The organism is Parabacteroides sp. KHUB-01, from assembly GCF_056640935.1.
Genome location: NZ_CM153256.1, coordinates 3,121,792 through 3,143,317, shown reverse-complemented (window position 1 = coordinate 3,143,317; position 21,526 = coordinate 3,121,792). Strand labels below are relative to the sequence as shown.

Sequence of the window (21,526 nt, the reverse complement as noted above, 5' to 3'; positions counted from 1 at the left end):
ACAATTTTATTTCAACTCAAGAGCTACAATAGATTGAGCCGGAACATTCACAACCAGCTTTCCTCCGGAAATCTTGCAATCCTTGAAAGCTACAGGTTTTACTTTATCCGGATTCTCAAATGAATTATAATCATCTATCTTTTCTGAGACCAAGATTCTGCCTGTAACAGCTTTGTTCTTTATACCATCCAAATCTATTGATACAGTCTGAGATTCTTCAAGATTCACATTAGCCAATGAAATATGAACCAATCCGTATTTATCTTTCGATGCAGTTGCGCTAAGCATTGGAACTATTCTGTCATCACGCACAACTTTACGTTCACATTCTATATCCAAAGGAATATATGTTGCATCTTGATGAACATTATACATTTCAAACACATGATAAGTTGGTGTAAGAACCATCTTTGGTCCATCAGTAAGTATCATTGACTGCAGAACATTTACGATCTGAGCAATGTTAGCCATTTTTATACGGTCAACATATTTATGGAATATATTCAGGGTCAATGCAGCCACAAAAGCATCACGCATTGTATTCTGCTGGAACAAGTGTCCCGGTGTCGTTCCAGGTTCTTCATCCCACCATGTTCCCCATTCGTCAACAAGCAAATCTATATTCTTGTTTGGGTCATATTTATCCATTATAGATATATGACGTTTGATTACGTCCTCGATTTCCAGACATTTTCCCATTGTCCAGTAATAATCATCAGGAGAAAAAACTGTTGCAGCACCTTTACTACCCTGCCAGCCTGTAACAGTATAATAATGAAGAGATATACCATCCATTCTGCCTCCGATATTCTTCATCAGTACCTCAGTCCAGTTGTAGTCATAATCACTAGCACCACTAGCTATTTTATAAAGTCGGTTTCCATTATAATTTCTGCAATATGTTGAATATCTTCTGTATAAATCAGAATAATATTCCGGGCGCATACTTCCTCCGCAACCCCAGCTTTCATTACCGACACCTAGATATTTGACTTTCCATGGTTTTTCACGTCCGTTTTCTTTACGAAGTTTTGCCATAGGACTTCCCTGTTCAGCAGTCATATATTCAACCCATTTTGCCAATTCCTCAACGCTTCCACTTCCTACGTTTCCACTAATATAAGGCTCACAGCCCAACAACTCACATAAATTCAGGAACTCATGAGTTCCGAAACTGTTATCTTCCACTGTTCCGCCCCAATTATTGTTCACCATCTTTGGACGGTTTTCTTTCGGACCTATTCCGTCCATCCAGTGATATTCATCGGCAAAACATCCTCCTGGCCATCTCAGCACAGGAACCTTTAGTTTTTTCAAGGCTTCAAGAACATCGGTTCTATATCCGTCCTGATTTGGTATGTCCGATTCTGGTCCAACCCAAAGTCCACCATAAATACAACTTCCAAGATGTTCGGCGAACTGACCGTATATTTCTTTATTGATTTTCTGTGTAGCTTCTTCTGTATGAAGAGTTACAGATACTTGAGTCTGTGCACAGACTGACAATGTGGTAAATAATGCTAAACTCAAAAATACTTTTTTCATAAATATCAGATTTATAAATGTAATATATACACAAACATAAATAATATTTTTCTCTTATGCAAAACTGACAGGAAATAAGTTCCAAAAAATCAATAGTTTTTTACCAAATGCCAATATTTAATGTTTCAAATAACAAATAAACAAGAAAACAAAGAAGGGACAATCCCGAATTAATATCATCGGAATAGTCCCTTCGTTCAATCCTGGAAATATTTATTCCCTATTATTTAAAAACTTAAAATTATTTACTTTCTTTTTTTGACTGTCTTTTCTTAACCTTATCCAGTTCTTTCTGTAATGCTTCAATTTCTTCTCCCTGGTTCTTAATTGTTGCCAACAAAGAGTTCAACTCTTCGTTTTCAATAGTTTCAGGGAACTGAGCTTTAACACGAACAATAAAGTCAGACAACACATTCATATAATTATTGAAAGCATCATATGGATTATCATAAGGACTAAAACCTTTCTGTCCCATATGCTTAGTGCTCATATAATAGAAGTGGTCACTGCTCTGAAGATAATACCAGTCCTGACGAATACGGCGAGGTTCACACATACGAACACGTTCACCAATCTCACAAATCTTGCGGAATGCTTCCTGCTGAAGAACATTACCCAACCATGAGCTTGTATCTCTTTCTTCATCTACCCAAGACATTGGATATGGAACTGACAAACAATCCACCGGTTTCATCAATTTGAAAATCTCAGAAGGAGTTGAGAATCCGATATTCTTTTCAGCAGCATACTGAGGCAAAGCCTTGAAGAAATCAAAGATTCCTGAAGAAGCACTATGCAAAGAACCAAGAACTTCATAATTCATAAACAGATTTATAACCTGTTCTGATTCCGGAGTTGAAGCAATCCATGAGATGAATTTATCAGCAGTCAATGGATATTCATTCCAGCTGTAGTCTGTAAATCTTTCAGAAAGGTCTTCACTGAATTTATCGTTCTTAAGCAACAAATGTAAATCAGGTCTTACGCATGATGCATACATATAGTTAGGGCTCTTCCAACCAAGAATATGTTTTGCACCTTCAGTCAACATTCCTCTATAGCCCATTTCATAAACTGCTTCTGAAATATCGTCAGAATAAATAAGCTCAGTGTTGCGGAAAACTTTAGGTTTAACACCGAAAAGAGTATATATCTTATCTTCCTGTTTCTTCACCTGATGTTTGAATTCATCGATATCACCCAATGAAGACAATGAATGTGCATAAGTTTCTGAAAGGAACTCAATATTACCTGTAGCAGCAAGTTCCTTGAAACTATCAATTACCTCTGGAGTATAAATCTCCATTTGTTCAAGAGCAACACCTGAAATTGAGAAAGCCACCTTAAACTTACCACCACTGTTTTTAATCATTTCCAAAATTGTTCTGTTTGCCGGCAAATAGCATTTTTCAGCTATACGGCGAATAATTTCTTCATTCTGGAAATCATCATAATAATAATGGTCATTACCTATATCGAAGAAACGGTATCTTTTCAAGCGAAACGGTTGATGTATCTGAAAGTAAAAACAGATTGTTTTCATAATTGTATGTCTTTTTTTTAAATTTATACTGTTATTTTGACTATTTCGCACAAAAACTATTTGTGCATTACCATATCATAAATACGGCGAACCTTCTGTCCGGCATATTCCCATTTAATATTATCCACTTCACGTTTTCCTTCAACTTTCAGGAATTCATGCATAGCCGGATAAGTTATGATTGAATACATTGCATCAGCAAGAGCTTCAATATCCCAATAATCCACCTTGATTGCATAATCGAGAATCTCAGCACATCCTGATTGTTTTGATATAATAGTCGGAACTCCACATTGCATAGCTTCCAACGGTGAAATACCGAAAGGTTCAGAAACAGAAGGCATCACATACACATCACTGGCTTTCAAAACTTCATAAACCTGTTTTCCTTTCATAAAGCCTGTGAAATGGAATCTGTCCGAAATGTTTCTGGAAGCAGCAAGGCGAATCATCTGGTTCATCATATCACCACTTCCGGCCATTACGAAGCGTGCATTCGGAGCTTTAGCCAAAACCTTAGCAGCAGCCTCAACGAAATATTCCGGTCCTTTCTGCATTGTTATACGTCCAAGGAAAGTAATGACTTTATCGTTCACACCTTTCTTGTCCTGAATTGCCAGGATTTCCGGGCTCAAAGGCTCAACTGCATTGTGAACAGTTGTAACTTTAGCAGGATCTTGATGATATTTCTCAATAACAGTCTGGCGTGTAAGATTACTTACAGTGATGATATGGTCAGCATTATCCATACCATTCTTCTCTATGGCATATACATCAGGATTAACATTACCGCGGCTTCTGTCATAGTCAGTTGCATGAACATGGATTACAAGAGGTTTTCCAGTAACCTGTTTTGCATGTATTCCTGCAGGATATGTCAGCCAGTCGTGAGCGTGAATCACATCGCAAGGAATAGTTCTTGCAATCACACCCGCAACAATTGAATAGTTGTTTATCTCTTCCAGCAAGTTATCAGGATAACGGCCAGAGAATTCAAGACATCCCAAATCATTTACATAGCGATATGAGAAATCCGCATAAATATTGTTCCTGAAATCAAAATATAATTGAGGATCCATATATTTGCCCAGGCGCTCTTTTACGAAATCATAATTCACATCACGCCATACAATAGGAACATTGTTAACTCCTATTATCTTCAAGAAACTCTGATCCTCATCACCCCATGGCTTTGGAATACAGAATGTAATATCCATATCCGGCTGTAGAGCCATACCTTTAGTCAAACCGTAACTGGCAGTTCCCAATCCTCCAAGGATATGAGGAGGAAACTCCCATCCAAACATTAATGCTTTCATATATAGTACATAGTTTATTCGGCGTTATACATATCTAAAATATCCAATATGCGAAGTATAGCTGCCACATTCATCGCATACGAAATGGCTCCACGGCCTGTGAACGGAGGATTACCGTCAAATATTTCCGCAATAGTTCCTATACAATGTTTAGACATTTCGTCTTCCATACTGATAAGCATACGTTCAGCAAAAGCCACACCTGATTTTCCAAAAACTCGCAAATAAGCTTCCAAATATGCACCAAGCAACCAAGGCCAAGCTGTTCCCTGATGATAAGCAAGGTCTCTTTCGCGCTGCGGACCGCTGCAATACGGACGATAGCCTTCGCTCTTAGGGCTCAACGAACGGATTCCCTTAGGTGTCAGCAACTCTTTGGTTACGATATCAAGAACTGCACGGCGCTGCATTCTTGTCAGAGGTGAATAAGGAAGTGCAACCGCAAAAATCATATTAGGACGTACACTCCAGTCAACAAATGAACCGTTCACATAATCGAACAAATAGTTGTATCCATTTATAAATGTATTCGGGAATGACACATCTATATCTTTTATCAGACTTTCAACCTTTGATCTTATAGTTGACTCGATCTGAAGTTCTTTGTAGAAGCACAAAACATTATACCACAACGCATTGAATTCCACAATATAACCTAAACGTGGAACAACAGGTTTTCCATCAACTACCGAATTCATCCATGTTATAGCCTTGTCGCGTCCTTCGGAATAAACAAGTCCGCTATCCATAACTTTCAAATTAGGATGTTTCTGGCTGATGATATAAGTCAACGCTTCTGTCAGAAAATCTGAATATAATTCTTTAGTCTTTTCAACACCTTCTTTCTTTGCATACTGTTGTATTGCCCATATTGCCCAAAGCAGAATATCTGGATGTTCAATTTCTGTGATAACAGCATCTTGCGAACCGTCTTCCATAAAGGCTGTCAACGCAGGAATTGCTGTTGCCATAATCTTTTCAAAACGGACAGGATCGCCTATTGACAAAGTACATCCTGGAGTAGAAATAAACAAGTCTCTTGCTCTTACCTTAAACCAAGGATAACCAGCCAATAAATATGCGTCCTGTTTTTTAGGACGGAAATAGAATTGCTGAGCTGAATTTTTCAAGCAATTAAAGAAACTTGTTCGAGGTGTACGTGATTGAATCTCTGCTTCATATAAAGATTTCAGGCGTGTAGTAGCCACCTGGCTGTCTCCGGCACTGAATATAATAGACTCACCTTTCTTGATTGGAATTTCAAAATATCCAGGAACATACAAATCTTCCTTATAAGGATAACCTCTTTCCTGTTCTTTCGGATATTCTATTCCGTAATACCATTTAGGGTCAAAAACAAATTTAGGCTTTTTGCTGAACTGCATGAACAAATCCGGATAACCTGCATACATACAAGTTTTTATACCACCCGGAACCTCTGTATAATTCTGATTTACTGAATCATTTGCATAAGTAAGGTCCTTTACATTCCTGAAAGCCAGAAACGGACGGAAACGCAATGTTGTAGCAGAATGAGCGTCTTCAAGTGTATATTTAATCATCAGACGATTCTCAAACGTAGAGAATACTTTTTCTTTTGAGAAAATCACACCGCCTACGCGATATACTGTTCTTGGCACTGTATCACAAGAATATTCTCTGATATATTTATGACCTTTTGGACTAAAGTTGTTTTCACCATATTTGTGAAGTCCAAGGTTAAATTCTGCACCGTGCTGAATAACTGTTTCATCCAATGAAGATAATAAGACATGGTTGTCATCATCCAGGGTTGGTACCGGCATTACAAGCAAACCGTGGTATTTCCTTGTATTGCAATCAACAACAGTACTGCTATGATAAGCCCCTAACCTATTTGTTCTCAACACTTCACGGGTTAAAGACTCTTCCAAATTTATCATTACTGTTTTGTCAAATTTAAGATAACTCATACGATTATTTGGTTTTTAAGTTTTTCATTTGTTTCAAAACACACAAGTTTCAACAGGAATAATATGATAAGAACGTGTTTTTCAAAATAAGAACGTGTTTTTCAATAAATATTCAAGCAGCACTTTCTTAGATTACACAACCCGACATTTATGTTTAAATTCGCCTTAATATGCTTCGTCTTTGAAACTTATGTTATTTTGTATCAAAAGTAAAACTAACAAACTAAAAAAGCAAATAGATTTTCAGTTATTTTCTCAAGCTGTATATTCTTTTCTGTTCTTAAGGTTTGCCAATCAAAGAGTTAAAAAACAAAGTATGTTCTAAACATATGTTATCAAACACAAAATATAATTATATTCATTACATATTATATACCAAACACTTAGGTTTTCAGACACAAATTTACGCATTTCGCACAATACAAAATAAATCATAAATAAAGTCGAAAAGGCATATGGCACAAGTTAACAAAGTCAAAAAGCCTTATCTCCATGTTACAAACATATGAAAATGTATGACAATTAGTTTTCAGCTCGAATATTTACCGGAATTAACCACTAAAGTGCTTAAGCATTCTTAAAACTGAGACTTAGTTTTTAAAAACTTAGTCTTGGTTTATATAAACTAAAGCTCAATTTATAAAAACTAAAGCTTAGTTTTAAGAATATCACTACTGTCCCGTTAAAAATGGGAATCGGTCTTTGAAATAGTTGAAATAAAGTCTTTTACAAGCATTTTTATGGTGCGACGATTTGAATTTGCTACTTTGTAGTCTATTAAGATTGACTGCATATGAACAAAAACAAATATGTCTTCGCCCAGTTGATTGAATTTCTCGATAAAGATAAGTTTCGTCACTTGGTTGACAAATATAATGGCAATCGGTATGTTAAATCATTCACGTGCTGGAATCAACTTCTTGCATTGATGTTTGGTCAGCTTAGCAATCGTGAAAGTTTACGCGATGTAGTCGTTGCACTGGAAGCGCATCATAGCAAATGTTATCATCTTGGAATGGGGAGAAATCCTATTACTAAAACGACATTTGCTTCAGCCAACCAAAAGCGGGATTATCGCATATTTGAAGACTTTGCATTCTTTATGATGGATCAGGCTCGGAAGAAGCAGGTAGCAGATATTTTTAAGTTGAAAGGGCATGTATATGCCTTCGATTCTACGACAATACCTTTATGTCTGTCAATCTTCTGGTGGGCCAAATTTCGTAAGAAGAAAGGTGGTGTAAAAGCTCATGTGTTGTATGACTTGGAAGCAAAAGTTCCAGCATACTTCCACATCTCTACAGCATCTGTACACGATTCAAAAGTTATGAAGTATATTCCTTATGAATCAGGCTCTTACTATGTATTTGATCGCGGTTACAATGCCTTCAAAGAACTCTACAAAATACATTTGCACGAGTCTTTCTTTGTGGTGAGAGCCAAAAAGAATCTACAGTTTAAATGTATCCGATGGAGACGCAGATTGCCAAATAATGTACTTACCGATTCAATAATAGAACTTACTGACATAATCACTCAGTTGAAGTATCCGAAGCGCTTGCGATTAGTGAAGTACAGAGACGAAGATCAGGATAGAGAGTTCGTCTTTCTAACCAATGCTTTTCATCTTACTTCACTTGAAATCGCCGAACTGTATAAAAACCGTTGGCAGGTTGAGCTGTTCTTCAAATGGCTAAAGCAGCACCTCAGAATTAAGAAGTTTTGGGGTACTACGGAAAACGCTGTCCGAATCCAAATCAGTACTGCCATTATTAGCTATTGCCTTGTTGCTATAGTTCAACATGACATGAAACTGGAACGGTCAACATATGAAGTTTTACAAATTCTAAGCATTTCTCTTACGGACAAAACATGTATTAGAGAACTGTTTGAGAAGACTAATTTCAACGATATCAAAGAACTCAATTCTTCCCTTATTTCGGGATTGTTCGATTAATATTAATTTGTCCCGATTTTAACGGGACACTAATGTAAGAATATATAATTACGAATACAAGTTTTGAAAGTTATTCAACCTAAAAACAGAAAAGCTTAATAAACAAATTGATAAGAGTAAAAAACTTTACAGAAATAAAGCACATGAAAACAAAAGTGGAATAACATGAATTATTTTGAACAAACAATTCTCAAACTTTGTTATTAATACGATAAAAAGACAATGACTTGTGGTGAAAACTAACCTATTATCTCAAGCTTTGCCGTTTATATTATTTTTTAGTGTAAGACAATTAAAAACAAACTATTTATGAAACGATTCAACAACTCTGTGCTACGCAGTATACTAGCTGTTATTCTTGGCTTGGTTCTTATTTTATGGCCGGAATCTGTAATTCATTATTTGGTAATGCTAATCGGTATATTTTTCATCATACCTGGTATTATCTCGTTTATAAACTATTTCACTTATGACGAATTACAGAATAATGGACGTAAGAAATTTTTCCCTATCGACGGAATAGGCAGCTTGCTTTTGGGCGGATGGCTTGTTATTATGCCTGGATTTTTTGTCAATATTATGATGTATCTTCTCGGAGCAGTTCTTATAATTGCAGGTATTCAGCAGATAATTACATTGGCTAAGGCACGAAACTGGAGTTCAGTTCCTGTTTCATTCTATATTCTGCCAACGTTGATTTTGGTAACCGGATGTATGATTATATATAACCCTGCATCAATAGCAGCAAATACATTTGTTATCTTCGGTATTGCGATAATGATATACGGAGTAACTGAATTTATAAACTGGTATAAGTTCCGTAAAAGAGATTATATCCAAATAGACTGACGGATTTTACTCCAGAAAAACATGGAGTCAGGATTTCCTGAACTCCATTGGAGAAAGTCCGACATGCTTCTTGAAAAACTTACCGAATGTTGACTGATCAGAAAAGTTAAGCAAGTCGGCTACGCGCTGAACTGTTATATCAGGAGTTTTAAGAAGAATCTTTGCCTCAACGATAAGAGATTCGTCAATCCACTTATTGGCTGATTTACCGGTCATTTCCTTAAGTACCAGAGACAAATACTGCGGAGTGATGAAAAGTTTATCGGCATAGAACGTAACTCCGTGTTCTTTCTTGCAGTTTTCAAAAAGGAGCTGCAGGAATTTGTCTAGCAATTCTTCCTTTCTGCTCAATGTTGTAGGAGAAAGAAATTCGCCGCGGCATATCATTATATTTGCAACTTCAATAAAGAATTCCAACAAATTATTTTGCAGAAGATCGCGTTGCAGGAAATGTGTCCTGCAACGTATTTTTTCTCTTATCCTTTGCATACGTTTATCCAAAAAGAACAAATCTTTCGGTTGTAGCTGTACACTTGGATTCTTTCGTATTTTCATATAATGAATATTCGACGAACGCTTTGATGGAAATGTCTGCTCCATAAACGGACGTGAAACTATCAGCATTCTAGCTCTCAATGATTCCGATGCACTTTTGAATTTCAAAACGTGCGTAGGCATTATTGTCAGGAATGCATTAGACTCAAGAGTATAACTGGTATAATCTATATCAAGATCCATTGAACCTTCAAAAACCAACAGCACAACCAATGCATTCAATCGGAATACATCAATATTATTTATCCTTTCAACAAGAGCTTTACCTTCGATATCAGCAACTGTCAAATCATTCAAATAGCTGTCTCGGGAAAATATTTCCGCAGTCAACGCTTCTATTTCTATTTGTGGAATATCCGTCATTTCTTGATTTTATTATGAAGAAAACACATAAAAGTATTCACTAGTAGTGAAATCCTCACAAAGATAAAGATAAAAAAGACGATACACAAAAACGGATATCAATACCGGTTTTGCATATCGTCTTTTTCATATAAAATATCCGGAACAATAAATATCCGGAATCTTTTGTCTTCTGTCATTTCATAGAGCCGCCCATTATATCCAACAACTCGTTGGTGATTACTTGCTGACGGTTCTTATTATATTGCAATGTCAATTGCTGAATCAAATCGTTTGCATTGTCGTTTGCTACCTGCATAGCCATCATTCTGGCTGCATGTTCTGCCGTTATGGTATCAAGCATAACCGTATATACGGTAAGTTTCAGCAGCTTTGGAAAAAGAATCTGCTGGAGATACTCAATTGATGGTTCGAACAAATAATCTTCAACCACAGCACCGTTTGTATTATTCTCAACCACAACAGGGAGAAAAACCTTTGTTGTAAGAGTCTGCGTTGCCGTGTTCTTGAAATGATGATACAAGAACTCCACTTTATCCACCGTATGAGAGATGAAAAGGTTTATCAATTCTTCAGCCATTTCAACAGCTTGGGCATATGAAGGTTTTTCGGCTGCATGAACAAATCTGTCATCAATCTCATATCCTGCATGCTGCAATTCATCAGCTACTTTTTTCCCAACAGGAACAAGACGAACGGATATTTTTTCAGCCTCATAACGGCGAATCATATTCAACAGTTCTTTCCATACATTGGCATTATAGGAACCACAAAGTCCATTGCTGGAAGAAAATACGACCAACGCAACTGAGCTGACCTTGCGTTGCTCTGCAAACGGAGTGTTCAAATCGTCGGAATCAGCGAGCAATCCGTTCAATATTCCAGTCAGCTTTTCAGAATAAAGCAAAGTATGTTCTGCCTCAGCCTGGAAATGATGCAATTTGGCAGAAGAAACCATCTTCATGGCAGAAGTAATTTTCTGCGTACTCTGAACAGAGTTTATTCGCAATTTTATCTCCTTAAGGGAAGCCATAGAATTAGTTCTTTAGTTTTTGAGTTTTTGAATTTGAAAGTTGACCATGTTATAAGTTAACAAGGTAACGAGTTGACAAGATTAGTGAGCTTCTTGTCTCCCTGTTTCCTTGTTTTCTTGTTTCCATAGTTACTTATATGATTCTGCCAGTTGACGTGCCACTGTTTCCAGCGTTTTCTTTATCTCATCGTTGATTATTCCCTTATGCAGCAAATCCAATACATCTTTCTGATGTGAAGTGCGCATTGTTTCAAGGAAAGCCGATTCAAAATCATGCACTTTCGACAGCGCAACCTCTTTCAGCAAACCCTTTGTTCCGCAGTAAAGTATTGCTATCTGTTCCTCTACCGGCATTGGGCTGTATTGCGGCTGGATAAGAAGTCGTGTATTCTTCTGTCCCTTGTCGATTGTGAATGCAGTAACAGGGTCCATATCTCCACCGAACTTTGAGAATGATTCTAGTTCACGATATTGAGCCTGGTCAATCTTCAATGTTCCGGCTACATTCTTCATAGCCTTCAACTGAGCATTACCTCCGACACGGGAAACAGATATACCGACATTGATAGCCGGACGATTACCCTGGTTGAACAAATCTGTTTCAAGGAATATCTGTCCGTCAGTGATAGAAATAACATTTGTCGGGATATATGCAGAAACGTCGCCTGCCTGAGTTTCGATGATTGGCAATGCTGTCAATGAGCCACCGCCGCGAACCTTACCTTTCAGACTGTCCGGAAGGTCGTTCATCTGCTCAGCAACTTCTTGCTGATTGATAATCTTAGCAGCACGTTCCAGCAAACGAGAGTGCAAATAGAAAATATCACCCGGATAAGCTTCACGGCCTGACGGACGGCGAAGAATCAATGAAACCTCACGGTATGCAACTGCCTGTTTTGACAAATCATCATAAACAACCAGCGCATGACGGCCAGTATCACGGAAATATTCACCAATAGCAGCACCGGCAAAAGGAGCAAAATACTGCATAGCTGCAGGATCTGAAGCTGTTGCACTAACAACAACAGTATAATCCATAGCACCTTTTTCCTGAAGTGTGTTCACCAATGCAGCAACAGTTGAACCTTTCTGACCGATTGCCACATAGATGCAATAAACAGGATTTCCAGCTTCATAGTTTCCTCTCTGGTTGATTATCGTATCTATGGCAATTGAAGTCTTTCCAGTCTGACGGTCACCGATTATAAGCTCACGCTGACCACGTCCGATAGGAATCATTGCATCAACAGCCTTTATACCAGTCTGTAACGGTTCATTTACCGGCTGACGGAAAATAACACCCGGTGCCTTACGCTCAAGTGGCATTTCGCAAGTTTCACCAATGATAGCACCTTTTCCGTCAATAGGATTTCCCAGAGGATCAATAACCCTGCCGATCATACCTTCACTCACATTGATAGAAGCAATTCGTCCGGTACGTTTCACCGTATCGCCTTCTTTAACATGGTCAGTAGGACCAAGAAGAACGGCACCGACATTGTCCACCTCCAGGTTCATCACAATGGCACCCATGCCATTATCAAACTGAAGCAACTCGCTAGCCTCGGCATTGTCAAGACCATAAATACGAGCCACACCGTCGCTCACCTGAAGAACAGTTCCGACTTCCTCCATCTTTACATCAGTGCTGATGCCTTCAAGCTGCTGACGAAGAACAGCCGAAACTTCACTAACTTTTATCTGATCTGTCATAATTCTTTCACTATTTATCTGTTTCAATTTCGGCAAGCAGTCCGCTTCTTATCCTGCGGAGCTGCGAAGCATAGCTGGTGTCCAGCCTGTAGTTTCCAATCTGCAACTGGAAACCGCCTATCAAATCTGGATTTACCCGACCGGAAAACTCAACTGTATATCCCGTTTCCTCACTCAGCTTTTTCTGCAGATGTTCCTGAATATCCTTGTCAACCGGAACAGCCGTAGTGAAACGGACTCGAGTTATTTTCTTGACCCTGCGATATTGCTCGATGAAAGAACGGGCAATGAAAAGCAGAATGCTTTCCCTTTTATGCTGCAGAACCAAACGGATAAAACGGATATACAAATCGCACACCTCAATACCTCCGGCTGCAATCAATATCTTTTCCTTGTCAGCATCCGATACCAATGGATTATCCAAAGCTGTCTGCAATTCCTTTTCCATAAGGAAACTGTCAGCAAGCATTTTTATATCTTTATAAACTCTTTCTTCCTCGCCTTTGTCTGTTGCAAGGGAGAAAAGAGCATTGGCGTATCTTGAGGAAAGTGTTCCAATATCCATAATTTATGATTTTCTAAATGAAACGTCGTCAAGAAGCTTATCAATCATCTGCTTTTGCTTACCTTCGGCGGACAGAGATTCACGCAAAACTTTCTCGGCAATAGCAACAGACAAGTCTGTAATTTCGGCACGAACTTCGCGGATTGCTTTTTCTTTTTCCTCCCGGATACGTGCAGTTGCTTCTTCCATTTGCCTGCGAGTTTCGTCATTTGCTTTCTGACGGGCTTCTGCTATAATATTATCCTTTTCTTTCATCGCTTCTTTCAGAATGGCATTCTGCTGTTCTTTAGCTTTGGCGATGATCATCTCTCCTTCTGCCTGCAAATTGGATAACTGCTCATTAGCTTTACGAGCAGCATCCAATGCATCATTTATATACGCTTTCCTCTGTTCAACTGATTTAATGATAACTGGAAAGCCGTATTTTGAAAGAATCACCAAAACGATACCAAACGACAGAATCATCCAAAAAAGAAGACCTGAATCTGGTGTTAACAGTGACATAAGCTTTTAATTTTATTATTGGAACAAGCCCAAGAAACATACCACAATAGCAAACAAAGCAACACCTTCAACCAAGGCACCCATAATCAACATTGATGTACGGATATCACCAGCGGCTGACGGCTGACGGCCTATAGCTTCAACTGCACCTCTACCAATCAGACCAATACCGATACCTGCACCTATAGCTGCCAAACCTGCACCTATTGTTGCACCCATCTTTGCTATTCCCATTCCTGCTGCTTGTAATAAAATTGTTGATAACATAATCTTAAGTTTTTAATTGTTTTCTAAATCTTGATAATACTATTTATTTTTCAGACGTTTCGCAACACCTCAACTTAAAGTCAGTATATTGCAAAACATGAATTTGTTAAATCAATCCTCGTCTTCAACTTTTGAAGATCCAATGTAATTAGCCGATAACAATGTGAATATATATGCCTGCAAACATGCCACGAACAATTCCATACAGTTCATAAATACACAGAAGAAAACTGATACAACTGTCATTCCACTATTTATCACAGCCCCCATTGATGCTGTAATAAATATCAGGCAAGTAAGCGCCAGAATTATCGTATGTCCTGCCATAATGTTGGCAAAAAGACGAATCATCAAAGCAAACGGCTTAGTAAACACACCGAAAAACTCAACAAAAGGCATAATTGGCAAAGGCAGTTTCAGAAATATCGGAACCTTTGGCCAAAATATATCCTTCCAATAACCCTTGGTGGCAAACAAATTTATTGCCAGGAAAGTAAACACAGAAAGAACCATCGTAACTGCAATGTTTCCTGTTACATTCGCACCACCGGGAAATATCGGGATAATACCCAGCAAATTGTTAAACAGGATAAAGAAGAACACTGTCAATAAATATGACGAGAACATCTTGTATTCTTTTCCTACCGATTTAATTATCACTTCTTCCTGCATGTACATTATTACTGCTTCCATCATACCGACAAAACCACCCGGTGCCTGGTTCGGATGTTTCTTGTACCATGAAGCCGTTCCTAGGACTGCAGCCAATAAAAGCGCACATCCCAACAACATTGCACATACATTCTTAGTCATAGACAAATCAACAGGACGTACATATTCACCTTCACTGTTTTCTCTCACGATTTTTCCGGCAAACTCACCGTCTTCAGCGATCTTATAGCCATTATATACATTTCCGCCATGAAGCCGTGAAGAAAGGAAAACATCCAGTCCACATTCTTTATCCCAAACTATAACAGGCAACGGAACATATATTTCGGTTTCACCGATTTCTGTCACATGCCAAGTGTAAGCATCTTGAATGTGCGAGAAAACTATTTCCTGCACATCAACTGGCTCAGCATTCTCTTCAGCCTTCAAACTGCCAACAGACAGGAAAGCCATAAGAGCAACCAGCCACAAACCTATTTCATTTCTGAATCTGTTCATCACGTTCTCTCTTCTCCCTTTTCATCCTCTTTTTTTCAAACAAATACAAAGAATATGTCTCTAATCCCAAGTAGATAAAATAGAAAAGTATCAATGTTGAACCAAATGTTCTCATCTTCTCTCCTATCAGAACTGCATAAAGCCAAAGGAAAATTATCGCCAAAGTGAACTTGCAGAATCTTACTACCATAAATGTAGTAACTGTTACATCACCTTTCTTTCTCTTGACTCTGTCCAGGAAGAAAATCATAGCCAATGCCGTCAACCAGTAAAAAGTTGGAATCAAAGGATACCAATGAAAATAGTGGTCCGGCCATATTGTATAAAGCAATCCTCCCAATGAAACACCCACAACAACGTTTATGAACGTCACGAGAGCCATCAGTTTCATTTTTAATCTGCCAGTCATATTATTTAAGTTTTTGAGTTTGTAAGTTTTTGAGTTTGTGAGTTCGACAGTTTTATTTAACTTAACAAACCCACAGTTTCTTATGTTTCTTATATTTACAATTTACAACTCGTAACTTTAGTAAGAACCAGCACCTGCTTCAACACAAACGCTAAGCAAATCATCCTTGACCTCAACAAAACCACTTTCAATCATCATCTCCTGTGTTTTTCCATCCGATTCATAGCGGATAACACCTGCCTGCAAAGCTGCTATCAATGGAGCGTGATGCGGCAACACATCAAACACCCCACCTGCACCAGGGAAAGTAACACTATTTGTCTCTCCCTCGAACAACAGTCCTGCCGGTGATATGATTTCTAACTTCATAAGTTTCTTTAATACTATAATTACAAGTTTTACTGTCTCACCAAAAAAACATCAATTAGCCTGTTCTGCAAGTTTCTTAGCCTTTTCAAATACGTCGTCGATTGTACCGACATTCAAGAATGCCTGCTCAGGAATATTGTCTGTTTCACCATCCATAATCATATTAAAGCCACGGATTGTGTCTTCAATTGATACCATCACACCTTTGATTCCTGTAAACTGCTCTGCAACAGAGAACGGCTGCGACAAGAAACGTTGAACCCTACGCGCACGGTTCACTGTAAGTCTGTCCTCTTCCGACAACTCTTCCATACCCAAAATAGATATGATATCCTGAAGCTCCTTGTTGCGCTGAAGTATCTGTTTAACTCTCTGAGCAGTATCATAATGTTCCTTACCTACAACCAATGGATCAAGAATTCTTGAAGTTGACTCAAGTGGGTCTACTGCCGGATAAATACCAAGCTCTGCTATCTTACGGCTAAGAACGGTTGTTGCATCAAGATGTGTAAATGTTGTAGCCGGAGCCGGGTCAGTCAAGTCATCTGCCGGAACATATACTGCCTGAACAGAAGTAATAGACCCTTTCTTTGTTGAAGTGATTCTCTCCTGCATCGCACCCATCTCTGTAGCAAGTGTAGGTTGATAACCCACAGCCGAAGGCATTCGACCTAGCAAAGCCGAAACTTCTGAACCAGCCTGTGTGAATCGGAATATATTATCAATAAAGAACAATATATCTTTTGATTCTCCTTCTGCCGCCAAGTCACGGAAAGATTCAGCAATTGTCAAACCAGACAAAGCAACGGAAGAACGTGCTCCAGGAGGTTCATTCATCTGTCCGAATATCAATGTCGCCTGTGATTTAGCCAACTCTTCATGATCTACTTTTGAAAGATCCCAATTTCCTTCCTCCATGCTCTTCTTGAACTCTTCGCCATAACGGATAACTCCTGATTCTAGCATCTCACGAAGCAAATCGTTACCTTCACGTGTACGCTCACCAACACCGGCAAAAACAGAAAAACCATTATTCTTCTTTGCAATGTTATTGATAAGCTCCATAATCAAAACAGTCTTACCAACACCGGCACCACCAAACAGACCAATTTTTCCACCTTTCATATAAGGTTCCAGCAAGTCAATAACCTTAATACCTGTATACAGCACTTCCTTACTGGTTTTCAGTTCCTCAAATTTAGGTGGTTCACGGTGAATAGGGAAAGCACCTTTTTTGTCTAACTCAGACATTCCGTCAATTGAATGTCCTGTAACATTCATCAAGCGACCTTTAACCTGATCTCCAACCGGCATTGTGATAGGCGAACCATAAGAGACCGCCTCCATTCCTCTCCTTAAACCATCAGTCGTATCCATCGCAACAGTACGGACTGTATTCTCTCCAATATGCTGTTGCACCTCAACAATCAGAACCTTTCCATTAGGTCTGGTTATTTCCATGGCATCATGGATATGGGGCAAAGATATTTTTTGTCCGTTTTGTTTTTCTTCGAAATGAATATCAACAACAGGACCAATAACCTGTGAAATATAACCTTTTATAACTTCCATTTCGTTTTGCCTTTTATAAAACTACCTAATTTCTTCATAGCAATATTACTCAGTTTTAGTAATGGTTTTATGAAAATATTACTTTTTGTATCTTTTTTAAATTAGTTAAACCATATACCAAAGATTCATTATATTAAATATACCAATATCTATTACAAAAAGACTAATTATATACTCAATAATAATACAAGTAATAATCAGTAAATTAAACATATACAAAAATATCATTTGATAAATGTCAATATTTATGCTTGATTGTTTCTTTATGTTAATTACAAAAAGATGTTCTTAAACACAATAAATAAATTTGCACAATAAATATTATTCAATACTTTTGCATCAAACAAAATCAAAAATATTTTACCTCTTTAAATGAACATCATAACTTGCAAAAGCAAGTTTTTTTCATAGTTAAGGTTTTGGTTATGAATGAGGAAAGGCTGTGAAGTTTTTCCTCATTATTTTTTATTCCTATACCAAGTTTATCCTTACCTATTCAATATTAAATAACAAGCACTATTATCAACTCATCAACTGAAAGTTACAGTTATCAAGCTTGAACAAATTAATACTATATCTTGTTTCCTTTATAAACATAGTTCGTAAAACTTTTACGATTATATAATACGTCAAACTAAAATATCAATTTTATGAGAAAATTATTTTTTGCAGTTATTTCTTTCCTTACTCTAACATCAAATATTAATTCACAGGAAAAAGTTTCAGTTCGTGGTGTCGAAACTATTCTGAATGGAAATATTCCACAAGAAGGTATAACAGCACCTAACTTTACGGCAACTAAAGCCGACATGACCGATATACAACTATCAGATTATAAAGGAAAGAATGTTATTATAAACATATTTCCAAGTCTCGACACGCCTACTTGTGCAATGTCAGTGAGACAGTTTAATGCAAAAGCGTCTTCACTTGACAATACCGTTGTCCTTTGTGTATCCATGGATTTACCTTTTGCTCAGTCACGATTCTGCAGCATAGAGGGATTGAACAACGTAATTCCTTTATCAGTATTCCGCAGTCCTGATTTCAAAAAGAATTACGGAGTGATATGTACAAATGGACCGTTGAAAGGTCTGACTGCAAGAGCTGTAATAGTGATAAACAGTGAGGGTAAAATAATTCATACAGAATTAGTAAAAAATGTCTCAGAAGAGCCTAACTATCAGAAAGTTTTAGAATCATTGTCCAAATAATCAATATAAATATAGATATCATCACTCGTTCGCAGATATAAAAAATTTCATTATCTTTGTACCACTCAATTAAATAATAATAGTATTGCATGCACGAAAGACTTATTATTCTTGATTTCGGCTCGCAGACAACTCAGTTAATTGGCCGACGGGTCAGAGAGTTGAATATGTATTGCGAGATCGTTCCTTACAACAAATTTCCGCATGATGCAACGGATGTAAAGGGCGTAATCCTTTCAGGTAGTCCTTATTCCGTGTACGACGAAAATGCATTTAAAGCGGATTTGAGTGAAATTCGTGGCAAATATCCTGTATTGGGAATTTGCTATGGAGCACAGTTCCTTGCATACACATCAGGAGGTAAGGTTGAGCCGGCAAACACACGTGAATACGGCCGCGCAAATCTTGCTAAAGTAGATGCTGAAGATCCTTTGTTCAAAGGTATTGAAACAGGCTCACAAATCTGGATGTCACACGGCGACACTATTACTCAGCTTCCTGAGAATTTCAAAATCATCGCCAGCACAAACGATGTTCAGAATGCAGCTTACCGCATCGAAGGAGAACAGACATGGGGCGTCCAGTTCCATCCTGAAGTTTTCCACTCAATCGACGGAAAAAAATTGCTTGACAACTTCTTGAACATCTGCGGATGTGCAAAAGACTGGACTCCGGCTTCATTCATCGAATCTACTGTTGCCGAACTGAAAGAACAGCTTGGCGATGACAAAGTAATCCTTGCTTTGTCTGGTGGTGTTGATTCTTCTGTAACAGCAGTTCTATTGAACAAAGCCATCGGTAAGAACCTTACTTGTATCTTTGTTGATCATGGATTGTTGCGTAAAAATGAATTTGAAAACGTATTGAAAGATTATGAACACCTAGGTTTGAACGTAATCGGTGTAAATGCGAAAAACAAATTCTATAGCGAACTTGCAGGAGTTTCTGATCCGGAAAAGAAACGTAAAATCATAGGTAAAGGCTTTATCGATGTATTTGATGAAGAAGCACACAAGCTGAAAGACATCAAATGGCTTGGTCAAGGAACTATCTATCCTGACGTAATCGAGTCTTTATCTATCACAGGAACAACAATCAAGAGCCATCATAATGTTGGAGGTCTTCCAGAGAAGATGAATCTTAAACTGGTTGAACCTTTGCGCCTATTGTTCAAAGACGAAGTTCGCCGCGTAGGTATCGAACTTGGAATGCAGGAACATCTTATCAAGCGTCATCCGTTCCCAGGACCAGGTTTGGGTATCCGTATCTTAGGCGATATCACTGAAGAAAAAGTACGTATCCTTCAGGAAGCAGACGATATCTATATGTCGTTGATGCGCGAATGGGGATTGTATGACCAGATATGGCAGGCAGGAGCAATCTTGTTGCCTATCCGTTCAGTAGGTGTTATGGGTGATGAACGCACATACGAAAACACTGTTGCATTGCGTGCCGTTACATCTTCAGATGCTATGACTGCAGACTGGGCTCACCTTCCATACGAATTCCTTGCAAAAGTTTCAAATGAAATCATCAACAAGGTTAAAGGTGTAAACCGCGTAGTTTATGACATCAGCTCTAAACCACCAGCAACAATCGAGTGGGAATAATTGACTTTGTCCATTCTACGAGCAAAAGTAAATATCAGATAATTTAAAATCAACAGATTAGGCTGCTATCATGGTTAAGTATTTAAGACCGTGATAGTAGCCTTTTTTATACATCTTTTGGAGATTGGCCCCTAAAATTGACCCCTTTGATCATACTCTCCCCCATCCTACGATATTTAAACATTATTATCTCAATATTTTTGCAATTAAAACATTCCCTATTAACAACAAAAAGACTATATTTATTGTGTAAACTTTAAAACAATACGAAATATGAAAAAGAAACTTCTAGCCTTATTCCTGTCAGTTTTCGCAATGACAGTACAAGCCCAAGGAGAAAATGATGTATTTCAAGGTAAATGGAATTTTAATGCTCCAACAGCACCTTATGGATACAACGAAGGTATACTCAATTTTCAGCAAAAAGATGGTAAACTTACAGCAAAAATTGAACTTCCAAACTCTGACTTGGATATACAACAATTGAAAAAAGAAAAATTCGGATATTCTTGCTCTGAATATATTGAAGGAAGTGAAGTGACAATAAAATTCATCAAGGTACAGGAAAATGGAGAAACTGGCCTGAAAGTTGTTGCTGAAGCTGACGGACAAGTTATAGATGTGAAACTAAAAAGAAAATAATATAATCGAAACAACCTATGATTCAAAAAAAATATGGTAGTGTTTCAAGGGAAAGACTGTAATGTTTTTCTGAAAACACTACCATGTTTTTTACAATAAGCATTAATATTCCACGGTAAAAAAACCGCCGAAACCGCCAATACCGCCATTTTTTGGAGAAAAAATTCACCTCCAACCGGCTATTTCTCCACACATTCCTAATACATAAAATGTTACAGCCATAAAAAAATCCATTAAACTCTATAAAGACACAGAAAAATATTAGCACTTCCGGACGGTGTCAATTCTTACAAATTAGATATTTATTACAATAAAAGAAAATACAATAAACCCATTCCCAAAAAAATTATATTTTCAAGTTTCACAAGTCCATAT

19 protein-coding genes are annotated in these 21,526 nt (G+C 37.8%); 5 read left to right on the top strand and 14 right to left on the bottom strand.

Features of this window, described 5'->3' with window-relative positions:
* Window positions 1–6 precede the first annotated feature (6 nt).
* From ACYIAR_RS13245 to ACYIAR_RS13230, 4 genes are all read right to left on the bottom strand, one after another.
* Window positions 7–1,545 carry an alpha-N-arabinofuranosidase gene (locus tag ACYIAR_RS13245; RefSeq protein ID WP_480330126.1) on the bottom strand — a complete coding sequence of 513 codons (1,539 nt, stop codon included), beginning with the start codon at window positions 1,543–1,545 and terminating at the stop codon, window positions 7–9.
* Window positions 1,546–1,786: 241 nt separating this feature from the next.
* Window positions 1,787–3,088, bottom strand: a complete 1,302-nt coding sequence (locus tag ACYIAR_RS13240) for a glycoside hydrolase family 57 protein (protein WP_480330124.1) — start codon at window positions 3,086–3,088, stop codon at window positions 1,787–1,789.
* Between the two features lie 56 nt (window positions 3,089–3,144).
* Window positions 3,145–4,407, bottom strand: a complete 1,263-nt coding sequence (locus tag ACYIAR_RS13235) for a glycosyltransferase (protein ID WP_480330122.1) — start codon at window positions 4,405–4,407, stop codon at window positions 3,145–3,147.
* A 14-nt stretch (window positions 4,408–4,421) separates the two neighbouring features.
* Complete coding sequence (locus ACYIAR_RS13230) at window positions 4,422–6,359, bottom strand: glycogen debranching enzyme N-terminal domain-containing protein (protein ID WP_480330120.1); 1,938 nt, start codon at window positions 6,357–6,359, stop codon at window positions 4,422–4,424.
* A gap of 793 nt (window positions 6,360–7,152) precedes the next feature.
* Here ACYIAR_RS13230 and ACYIAR_RS13225 point away from each other — a divergent pair.
* Window positions 7,153–8,316, top strand: coding sequence for an IS4 family transposase (locus ACYIAR_RS13225; protein WP_480330016.1), 1,164 nt, complete (start codon window positions 7,153–7,155; stop codon window positions 8,314–8,316).
* A 309-nt stretch (window positions 8,317–8,625) separates the two neighbouring features.
* Window positions 8,626–9,165 carry an HdeD family acid-resistance protein gene (locus tag ACYIAR_RS13220; protein ID WP_480330118.1) on the top strand — a complete coding sequence of 180 codons (540 nt, stop codon included), beginning with the start codon at window positions 8,626–8,628 and terminating at the stop codon, window positions 9,163–9,165.
* 27 nt (window positions 9,166–9,192) lie between these two features.
* Here ACYIAR_RS13220 and ACYIAR_RS13215 read toward each other — a convergent pair whose 3' ends face one another.
* From ACYIAR_RS13215 to atpD, 10 genes are all read right to left on the bottom strand, one after another.
* A complete protein-coding gene (locus ACYIAR_RS13215; RefSeq protein ID WP_480330116.1) occupies window positions 9,193–10,083 on the bottom strand; it encodes a helix-turn-helix domain-containing protein in 891 nt (296 codons plus the stop codon).
* A 175-nt stretch (window positions 10,084–10,258) separates the two neighbouring features.
* On the bottom strand, window positions 10,259–11,116 hold the full coding sequence (gene atpG, locus ACYIAR_RS13210) for an ATP synthase F1 subunit gamma (protein WP_480330114.1): 858 nt from the start codon (window positions 11,114–11,116) through the stop codon (window positions 10,259–10,261).
* A gap of 129 nt (window positions 11,117–11,245) precedes the next feature.
* The gene (gene atpA, locus ACYIAR_RS13205) at window positions 11,246–12,829 is read right to left on the bottom strand and encodes a F0F1 ATP synthase subunit alpha (protein ID WP_480330113.1); all 1,584 of its coding nucleotides are present in this window, start codon (window positions 12,827–12,829) and stop codon (window positions 11,246–11,248) included.
* Between the two features lie 10 nt (window positions 12,830–12,839).
* Window positions 12,840–13,394 (bottom strand): F0F1 ATP synthase subunit delta, encoded by a 555-nt coding sequence (locus tag ACYIAR_RS13200; RefSeq protein WP_480330111.1) that lies wholly within the window; start codon window positions 13,392–13,394, stop codon window positions 12,840–12,842.
* 3 nt (window positions 13,395–13,397) lie between these two features.
* A complete protein-coding gene (atpF, locus tag ACYIAR_RS13195; protein ID WP_480330109.1) occupies window positions 13,398–13,898 on the bottom strand; it encodes a F0F1 ATP synthase subunit B in 501 nt (166 codons plus the stop codon).
* Window positions 13,899–13,913: 15 nt separating this feature from the next.
* Window positions 13,914–14,165, bottom strand: a complete 252-nt coding sequence (gene atpE, locus ACYIAR_RS13190; protein WP_480330107.1) for an ATP synthase F0 subunit C — start codon at window positions 14,163–14,165, stop codon at window positions 13,914–13,916.
* Between the two features lie 111 nt (window positions 14,166–14,276).
* Complete coding sequence (gene atpB, locus ACYIAR_RS13185; protein ID WP_480333659.1) at window positions 14,277–15,290, bottom strand: F0F1 ATP synthase subunit A; 1,014 nt, start codon at window positions 15,288–15,290, stop codon at window positions 14,277–14,279.
* 25 nt (window positions 15,291–15,315) lie between these two features.
* Entirely contained in the window at window positions 15,316–15,744 is a 429-nt protein-coding gene (locus tag ACYIAR_RS13180) for a hypothetical protein (protein ID WP_480330105.1), read from the bottom strand.
* A gap of 117 nt (window positions 15,745–15,861) precedes the next feature.
* Window positions 15,862–16,113 carry a F0F1 ATP synthase subunit delta/epsilon gene (locus ACYIAR_RS13175; RefSeq protein ID WP_480330103.1) on the bottom strand — a complete coding sequence of 84 codons (252 nt, stop codon included), beginning with the start codon at window positions 16,111–16,113 and terminating at the stop codon, window positions 15,862–15,864.
* Window positions 16,114–16,164: 51 nt separating this feature from the next.
* Window positions 16,165–17,685 (bottom strand): F0F1 ATP synthase subunit beta, encoded by a 1,521-nt coding sequence (atpD, locus tag ACYIAR_RS13170; RefSeq protein ID WP_480330101.1) that lies wholly within the window; start codon window positions 17,683–17,685, stop codon window positions 16,165–16,167.
* A 650-nt stretch (window positions 17,686–18,335) separates the two neighbouring features.
* On the opposite strand from atpD, the gene tpx reads away from it, so the two are divergent.
* The 3 genes from tpx (at window position 18,336) to ACYIAR_RS13155 (ending at window position 21,151) form a co-directional block, all read left to right on the top strand.
* Window positions 18,336–18,899 carry a thiol peroxidase gene (gene tpx / locus ACYIAR_RS13165; RefSeq protein WP_480330099.1) on the top strand — a complete coding sequence of 188 codons (564 nt, stop codon included), beginning with the start codon at window positions 18,336–18,338 and terminating at the stop codon, window positions 18,897–18,899.
* A gap of 89 nt (window positions 18,900–18,988) precedes the next feature.
* Entirely contained in the window at window positions 18,989–20,509 is a 1,521-nt protein-coding gene (gene guaA, locus ACYIAR_RS13160) for a glutamine-hydrolyzing GMP synthase (protein ID WP_480330097.1), read from the top strand.
* A 273-nt stretch (window positions 20,510–20,782) separates the two neighbouring features.
* Window positions 20,783–21,151, top strand: coding sequence for a hypothetical protein (locus ACYIAR_RS13155; protein ID WP_480330095.1), 369 nt, complete (start codon window positions 20,783–20,785; stop codon window positions 21,149–21,151).
* The last annotated feature ends 375 nt before the right edge of the window (window positions 21,152–21,526 follow it).